The sequence below is a fragment of the Paenibacillus sp. CF384 genome (genome assembly GCF_900106745.1).
GTDB lineage: Bacteria > Bacillota > Bacilli > Paenibacillales > Paenibacillaceae > Paenibacillus_Z.
Genome location: NZ_FNNV01000045.1, coordinates 1 through 1,400, shown reverse-complemented (window position 1 = coordinate 1,400; position 1,400 = coordinate 1). Strand labels below are relative to the sequence as shown.

At 47.5% G+C, this 1,400-nt stretch carries 2 protein-coding genes; both read left to right on the top strand.

Annotated features, from left to right (window positions below):
* The first annotated feature begins 74 nt into the window (after nucleotides 1-74).
* Entirely contained in the window at nucleotides 75-395 is a 321-nt protein-coding gene (locus tag BLW29_RS31045; RefSeq protein ID WP_090986987.1) for a transposase, read from the top strand.
* 41 nt (nucleotides 396-436) lie between these two features.
* Nucleotides 437-1,324 carry an IS3 family transposase gene (locus tag BLW29_RS31040; protein ID WP_256209104.1) on the top strand — a complete coding sequence of 296 codons (888 nt, stop codon included), beginning with the start codon at nucleotides 437-439 and terminating at the stop codon, nucleotides 1,322-1,324.
* Nucleotides 1,325-1,400: the final 76 nt, after the last annotated feature.

Below are 1,400 nucleotides of genomic sequence, written 5' to 3'. Positions count from 1 at the left end.
CTCCAAGGCCCCTTAATTAAACTGGAGTCCTCTCAGCCAATAATTTAAACTATTAGCTAAGGGGATGATCCGTTATGGGGAAGCATTTAGGACAAGAAACACAACTGAATATAGTGAAAGAAGTACTCGCTGGCGTGAAGGTGGGGGCATTAGCCCGCATGTATGGAGTTCATCCGGAGACCATTCGCAATTGGGTCAGAGAACATCGAGATTCAATTCCTCCGGAAGAGATCCCAATGACCGACGAACATTTGCTGGAACTTCAACGGCTTCAAGAGATTGAAGCGAGATACGCGAAAGCAATGAAACTGCTCGGAGAAAAAGAACTCGAGAATGAGATTCTGAGAGAACTCATAAAAAAGAGAAACCCCGCTTATCCGAAAAGCACGAAGTAGCGGACCAGTTTATTAAGCGGGGTGAATCAGCAGCACTGGTTTTGCGAGCCGTTGGCCTTTCATCGTCCACGTACTACGATCGCAAAAAGCGATCTTCACATCTGGCAGAACGAGTTACACGCGGCCAAGTGGGACGCCCTCAGCCTGGATTTTCTTTGACGCAAACAGGATTGAAGATCTATGACCAACAGATCAAAGAATGGCTTATGGAGCTTGCTGAAGGCGAAGAACACGTTTACGGATACAAGCTCCTAGCACGGTGCTTGCGAAATGAACACGAATTAGTACTCAACAAGAAGAAATCCTACCGTCTGTGTAAGGAACTGGGCCTTCTCCAAAAGCAACGGGAACGTTCACCAAGACACCCGCGCAGATTACCGAAAAATCGCACCGTAACTGGCTCGAACCAGCTGTGGCAGATGGATATTAAGTACGGATACGTCATAGGACGCGAACGTTTCTTTTTCGTGCTCAGTATTATTGATGTGTTTGATCGTGTCGTGGTGAAGCAGTACAGAGGCCCCGTTTGTGAGGCAAAACATGCCGTTCAGACATTGTGGTACGCACTTCAAAAGCGAGTACAACCAGGAGAACCCCTTCCTGTTATCCGAACAGATAATGGGCCACAATTCATCAGTAAACTGTTTGGTGATACCTGCGAAAGTCTAGAAATGGTGCACGAGCGCATACCACCGCGGAGCCCTAACATGAATGCATACATCGAGTCATTCCACAGTTTGCTAGAGCGCGATCTGTTCAGCAAGATGGACTTCAGGACCTTTGAAGAAGCCTATACCGAGCTTGACAGGTACATGGACTTCTACAACAACCGCAAGATGCATGGCAGCCTGAAATTGATGCCTCCAGCGAAATTCTCCGAGTGGGTAAAAACGCTAGCGGATCGATCCATGTTCCATAAAGCCATGTAACAGCGCGAAAAAACAAGCAATCTTGTGAGAACTTGTTTTTTGGCTGGAAGGACTCCGGATTAAAGGGGCTGAGCCG